This window comes from Chamaesiphon sp. VAR_69_metabat_338 (assembly GCF_031423935.1).
Taxonomy (GTDB): Bacteria; Cyanobacteriota; Cyanobacteriia; order Cyanobacteriales; family Chamaesiphonaceae; genus Chamaesiphon.
Map to the genome: position 1 here is coordinate 1 of NZ_JANPGM010000023.1, position 6,345 is coordinate 6,345.

The following is a 6,345-nucleotide window of genomic DNA, read 5'->3' on the forward strand; positions in this document are numbered from 1 at the left end:
CGCAGTAGCAAATCGCGGCAAACTTACCATCGGCATCGACGGCAACTAAGTCTAGTTTGGATAAGTAGTCAGGAGCTTGTAAACGATGCTTGTAGCTTTCAACAGTTAGCGGCTGGTAGAGCCAAGCATTACAAAAAGCCTGATTGTGGAGATCCACCCATGCTTGTGCTTCCCGTTCGCCATCGACAGCGCGAATGCTAAAACCTTCAGGCAATTGTGATGTAGGAATAGTTCGCTGCAATGACTGAGATAAAAACCAGTATTGACGACCTTTGACAAAACCACGATCCTCTAATATGGCAATGCGATCGATCCGACTATCGCGACTCCAAGTTAATAATTTAGGCTGTCCCTGACATTCTCTAGCTACTTCACTAATCCGCTGTTCTGCCCAAGCAATAATTTGCGCTTCTAAGTCCCCACCACGAGCGATTGGATGAACGAAAAACCATAAACTACCATTAGTTAAATTGTCTGAAATAGGTTCATCGATTGATAATTCACCAAAACCAATTAATTCACCTTTAGCATCTTCCCACAGCCCTAAATCGCGCTCTCGATCGATTGCTGGATTGGTTATGGATGAACGCAGTTGCTCGATTACCTCCGGTACGCTACGCGAACGAGACAAATGATTCTAATCGATCGACTCGTTCGCAAGCATCAATAAGATCGATAATTAATTGAAGATCGGATTCACCTTGATAAGGGCGCATTATTGTTAATAAACTATTCATATTTTTAGTTATGAGTTTTGGATTCTCGCGACGATCTCCTCGCATGTCTCTGTTCGTGTTTTGCCCTCAGTGAAAATGGTTAATGTTGCGAGGTCATGATTTTGGCTATCCTTAACCCAGTGTGCGATGAAGTCATAGCCATCTTGTACCCAGTCACTTCCACGCTCTGACATACACCGATCCTTCAGGATACGAACCGATCGATCCAAATCGGCAGATGGTAGCAGGAAGATAACATTGGGACACGGCGCGATCGCCTGTTTTACCCGATCGAACATCACAGGGTCTTCATAATGTGTATGTCCGGCTCCCAGATCGAGGACGACGCGCCCACACTCTGACAGAACGCGCTCGATCGCATGAACTCGGACTGGCTCCCATTGTCGATGAGTCGCGAGAAAACCTTGTTCGGTTCGCAACTTCTGGAATACGGCGATCCCAAAATTGCACTCATCGTAATAACGATCGGCAATCTCATCCATTGAGACACTAGGCAGGTTTAATCGATCGGCAAGCAGTAAGCCTAGAGTACTTTTCCCCGCCCCAGTCGGCCCGATGAGGATTAGTTCGGGAGTAGTTGAGGTAAGAAGTCGAACTGAATCATTTTTCATTTTGGCTTCAATTACTCATTTAGATATTCTGTTTCCCACTCGCGGAAAAACTTCAAAGCTCGATCGAAATAGCCATCATTTATCCAACTAAATCCCCAATCTTGTCCATTGCTCGTATGTAGTCCCAATAGCCAAACATGGCGAATCGGTACAAAATATTGTGTTGCCTGAATATCTATTTCGCTTAGATGTCGCTCTTCAGTATACCCATGCAGAAATGAAGGCCACATTTCTTTTTCTTTTTTATTTAGACGCGCATTCCAGCGAAAGTTGGCAATATCATAAGATCGCCAGCCCATAGCGCAAGAGTCAAAATCAAAGAATGTTATTTGTTCGTTCCGATTCTCCAGGGGAGAGGCTCCGCCAACAAGATGAGCATTACCTGAATGAAAATCTCCATGACAAAAACCTAGTTCGAGATTATTTAGTGACAAATCTAGAATTTGTGTCTTTAATTTAGTAGCCAATCTAGTCAGATATTTCCAGTCTTCTGGGCGATGAGCTAGAAACGGTTGAATCGATCGCAAGGGAATATCCAAAAGATATTCTAAATTGATAGTAAAGCGATGGTGATTGCTTTGGAATGTATCGGTTGCCGCATGAATCTTCGCTACAGCCTTGCCATAGATGTAAGCTTCTCGTTCTTTTTCTGTTTCATAATCGGGTTCCTTACCGTGTGCATAGGTAAATAGCACGACATAGCGTAAGCCTTCGGGTGCCACGATCGAACCGATGAGGTTGCCATCTTTTCTCATAATGGGCACCGAGACGTTAACGCCTGCATTTTTTAAGTAAAGCAGAGCGTCTAATTCATAAAGAATTTCATCGATAGAACGCCAATTATGACGGTAGACGCGCAGGATATATTTGGCTGTTGGGGTAATTACTAAAAATGTATCATTTAAACCGGGTTGGAGAAATCGGCAATCGGTTGGAGTTTCGATCGCATATTCAGGTAGAAATTCAGTAATTAAGGCCGATGTGGATAGAATTGAGTGAGTTACTGGGAAAATTTTACTCATAGAAAATTGAGCCTTGTACTCGATCGGAATTTCAGACTGGCGCACTTTGATGTCGCTCTTACTTGGCTCGAACAGCTAAAATCGCTCCCCCAGTCCGAATTGAATCCGAGTTTCATTGAGATTATTGATGGCATAATCTAGACGTAATGGCCCGATCGGGGATTGAACCCGTACCCCTGCACCGTAGCCAAATCCATTGCCTGGTTTACCCCGCGATCCGGCGGGATTGCCAGGAACGCTGTTCCCTGTGCCCAAATCGCTACCATAATCAAAAAACAGCCCGCCACCGAAGATCGACACGATCGGGAAGCGATATTCGGCAGTAGCTTGGACGTAGCTGCGCCCCGAACCCACATCGCCATCCTCATAACCGCGCACGCCAGACGAACCACCCAAACTAAACGCTTCGTAAGGTGGCAAATCGCCAAGGATCGTGCCACCCTGGACATTGAACAGGAGTGATTGACTACCCGCCGTAAAGTTCGTCAATTTTACAGGAACGTATTGCGTGAAACTCGCTTTGGCTCTGGTCATTGCAATATTACCCAGCCCCACTGGCACCGATTGGTCTAATCCCAGTTTGAGCAAAGAACCCTGCGTCGGATCGCTAAAACTATTCCGCGCATCTTGAGTCAACCCCAATTGCAACATCAAGAGATCGTCTTGTCCGGTTTTGCTCAAGCTCAGATCGTTACCACCCGAATCTTTCGGCACGATCGATCCGCCATAGACATCTCGTGTCGAAACGCGTTGATACTGCACTCCCAGCGAACCGCGCCAACCACCGTCACCATAAGGATCGCCATTGAGGGGACGGTTGAAGGTAATCCCACCGCCAGTGCGGAGAATTGTCGGCGTATCGTTGGTAGTTCCAGGTACGAATAGGGGAGTTTTACCACCGCCAAAGATGAAGGATGTCGATCGACGGGCAAATGCGTTGACACTGTAAGATGTTCGATTGGGGTCGGTAGCAATCCACGGATCGGTGAAACTCACGTCACCGATTAAACCTGTTGTACCCTGCTGCACATTGGCACTGAGGGTTTGAGCATTGCCGCCGACATTCAGTTGGTTGTAATTGAGACTGCCATAAAAGCCATTGACGGAGCCGTAGCCGACATTAGGGACGATCGAGAAATTCTTGTTCCGCTCGATGACATCATACTGAAGGACGACTTTGGCTGGATCGCTACCTGGGGCGAAAGATACCCGCACATCATCGAATAAACCTAAGCCGTAAATCCGCCGCAGATCTTGCTCGACGGTGTCACGGTTAAACACTTTACCTGGTTTTAATGCCGCCTCACGGGTGATGATAAAGGGTCGAGTTTGGCCTGTGAATGGTTTTTTATTCTCATCCTCAGCTTCGCCTTTTTTATTGAGGAATCTGACACGAACATCTTCGATCGATCCTTCAGCAATGACTAGAGTTACTTTACCGTCAGCAGTAGGTTCTTCGACATCGATAACTTGAGCGAGATTATAGCCTTGCTGTTGATAAAGTTGGTTTAATTTCTCGATCGCGGCTTTCAGGTCGATCGTGTTTAGTTGTTTGCCATATTGGGGTTTAAAGATTTCATCGATCGTTCCCGCAGCGATCGCGCTGCTGCTATTAGCTGGTAACGTCCTAATTTGTACTTGGTTAAGTGTGCCGTAAGGTTGGACTACAAAGCTAACTTTCACGCCTTTGGGGGTATCTTCAGGCACGATCTGGACAGTCGCAAAGTCGCCTAGAGCCTTAACTGCATTTAAGTTTTGCTCCAATCGATCGCGCGTAACTGGCTGTCCGGGGGTAATGGTTAGTACTTGCCGAACTTTGGCTGCTAAGGCTGGCTCTAGCTGACCCCGATCTGTTTTGACAACGATTTCAGCAACGATCGCTTGCGATCGAGAATTAGCTGGTGGTGTGTTCGCACTTGGCGATGGGGATGGAGTATTGGTAATAACCGAGCGTTTCCGGCGGTTGACAGCTTTGCGCGGTTTCTGTTTCGATTGGGCGATTAAATCGATCGCACTAGGGATGTTGTTAGTTCGATCGATCGCGTGCCGATCTAGAACTACATTAGCTAGGTTGCGATCGGCAATTAGGCTCCCCATCTGACTAGATTCAGCATGAGCGATGACAGAATTTGCGATCTGAGCGATCGCCGCAATCGTAATAACTAAAAATGATTTTAAATACATAATCGATCGATCTTTAACTTGGCAGGATGACAACAATTAGCTGTTTATTTGAGATTAGGGCAGGTGGCAAATATCTTCTGGAGATTCTCTGGTGCTTGCTTGAGTGAAACCTTTGTAGTCGGACAGCCCATGCTATAGTTTTCAATCGATCCATCCGGCTTGAAATTAATCGTCACTGGAGCCGAACCGCGCTCGAACATGCCCAGATATTTAGTCGCATCTACTTTTTTAACCTTTTGATAATTCCCCAACCACTGCTTGAGACTCACCAGCACCGGACTAACTTCGCCGTTAGCACGGGTATTAGTTTTGAAAGATTTATCGAGAGCAACTTGAGCTGCGGCTTGAGCTTGCGCTGTTGGTGCTGGTTTGTTTTTCTCGCTAATGCCTATCTCTGCAATTCTGCCTTTGGCATCGACACTGAGCTGGACGATTACCGCATCCGGTTCGGCTCGATCGAATAAGACGCGATATTTATTGCTACCGATCGATTGAACGGATTTGTAGTTACCATACCTAAAGCGTCCTAACTTCATGGTGAAATCTCGCTGCATTTGGATCGCATTCACATCCGAGTTTTTATCTACCGCTTTGAGAAATGCTGGGGTAAACCAACTCGCGTCCAATTTTTCTGCGACAATCAATCGATTGAGTGCAGCGGCAGGGGAAATGACTTGCGGCGCGACTACTGTGGTGATGTCCGCTGGTTTGGGCTTGGCGACGGCGGCTGTTGGCGGTACTAGACCAATTGAGCTGGTAATTAGTAACAGACAGGCTAAATAAATTTTCATGCTTCAATCGCTCCCGAATATCTCGATCGTCATGCGGACACATAACATTTACTGGAAATGCTACATGTCCGCACATTTAGTACAGAGTAACCCGATTCTCAGTAATTTGAATATTAACTAAGGTCATAGAAAATATGACCTTAGTCATGTCGATCGATCGCTAACAGGATTGATGACATTCATCCGATCGCACACGACTCAGCCAAAAATTAGATGAGTTTGAAGTCACAAACCGATAGGGAAGGTTGACCGAAGAGACTGGCAAACTGGCCGCCATTCCCAAAGCCAACATCGATCCCATTAGTGTTGTAGAAAAGACTGCCGCTACCGCTGTTATAGACGATCGCCGCAGTACTAGTTGCCGCTGAAGCATCATCGGTTACGATGGCAAAGTTACTAGCAAAATCTCGTTTGAATAGGTTGAAGGTAGCCTTGCTCAGACCGATCGAGTCTTCTCCAGGTGTAAAATCATTAATTCTGTCTATCCCCAAAGATGCGGCACTGAAAGGTGTCCCATCGCCAAAGATAAATCGATCTTTTCCCATGCCCCCAGTGAGAATATCATCACCTGCGCCGCCATAAAGAACATCGTTGCCAGTACCACCGATGAGGGCATCTTTACCTTCATTACCAAAGAGTCGGTCGTTACCAGCCCCACCGCGAATGTAGTCATCACCAGCACCACCCTTAATCTTGTCATTCCGATCGGTACCAAATAAGATATCATCTCCAGCGGTAGGTCGATTGACTTTATCGGGCGGAACTGGATTTACATCGGCAAGTGCTTCACTGAGTAGATTAAGGACATTACCAGCTCCAATATTGTCACGTACTTCTTCAGCATTTTGGCGATCGGTCAACTGCACCAAGTTAGGATTATTCGCCTGCAATTTTTCCAGCACTACTTGCCAGTCTTTGCCTTGCCAGCTAAAGTCAGACCGATTGAGTTCAGCGACAGAAATCTCAGCTAGAGTTAGATCCGCAGGTTTATCGGTTGCCG

Annotated in this window: 6 protein-coding genes and 1 pseudogene; all 7 read right to left on the minus strand. The window is 46.4% G+C overall.

All coding sequences use genetic code 11. The features are described 5' to 3' along the window. A pseudogene (locus RMO84_RS00725) lies at window positions 1-631 on the minus strand (GNAT family N-acetyltransferase); the annotation flags it as partial. Next, the gene (locus RMO84_RS00730) at window positions 615-737 is read right to left on the minus strand and encodes a hypothetical protein (protein WP_310486500.1); all 123 of its coding nucleotides are present in this window, start codon (window positions 735-737) and stop codon (window positions 615-617) included. The pseudogene RMO84_RS00725 and the gene RMO84_RS00730, both read right to left, overlap by 17 nt. 8 nt (window positions 738-745) lie before the next feature. Beyond that, window positions 746-1,348 carry a shikimate kinase gene (locus tag RMO84_RS00735; protein ID WP_310486502.1) on the minus strand — a complete coding sequence of 201 codons (603 nt, stop codon included), beginning with the start codon at window positions 1,346-1,348 and terminating at the stop codon, window positions 746-748. Window positions 1,349-1,359: 11 nt separating this feature from the next. Next, window positions 1,360-2,370, minus strand: coding sequence for a phosphotransferase (locus RMO84_RS00740; protein ID WP_310486504.1), 1,011 nt, complete (start codon window positions 2,368-2,370; stop codon window positions 1,360-1,362). A gap of 75 nt (window positions 2,371-2,445) precedes the next feature. After that, window positions 2,446-4,554 (minus strand): BamA/TamA family outer membrane protein, encoded by a 2,109-nt coding sequence (locus tag RMO84_RS00745; protein WP_310486505.1) that lies wholly within the window; start codon window positions 4,552-4,554, stop codon window positions 2,446-2,448. A 44-nt stretch (window positions 4,555-4,598) separates the two neighbouring features. After that, window positions 4,599-5,345 (minus strand): hypothetical protein, encoded by a 747-nt coding sequence (locus tag RMO84_RS00750; protein ID WP_310486507.1) that lies wholly within the window; start codon window positions 5,343-5,345, stop codon window positions 4,599-4,601. A gap of 209 nt (window positions 5,346-5,554) precedes the next feature. Beyond that, a partial coding sequence (locus tag RMO84_RS00755; RefSeq protein WP_396135733.1) for a calcium-binding protein occupies window positions 5,555-6,345 on the minus strand: 791 nt, incomplete at its 5' end.

Coding starts and splice junctions, on each gene's coding strand:
- RMO84_RS00730 (WP_310486500.1), bottom strand. CDS start 737: ATGAATAGTTTATTAACAATAATGCGCCCTTATCAAGGTGAATCCGAT.
- RMO84_RS00735 (WP_310486502.1), bottom strand. CDS start 1,348: ATGAAAAATGATTCAGTTCGACTTCTTACCTCAACTACTCCCGAACTA.
- RMO84_RS00740 (WP_310486504.1), bottom strand. CDS start 2,370: ATGAGTAAAATTTTCCCAGTAACTCACTCAATTCTATCCACATCGGCC.
- RMO84_RS00745 (WP_310486505.1), bottom strand. CDS start 4,554: ATGTATTTAAAATCATTTTTAGTTATTACGATTGCGGCGATCGCTCAG.
- RMO84_RS00750 (WP_310486507.1), bottom strand. CDS start 5,345: ATGAAAATTTATTTAGCCTGTCTGTTACTAATTACCAGCTCAATTGGT.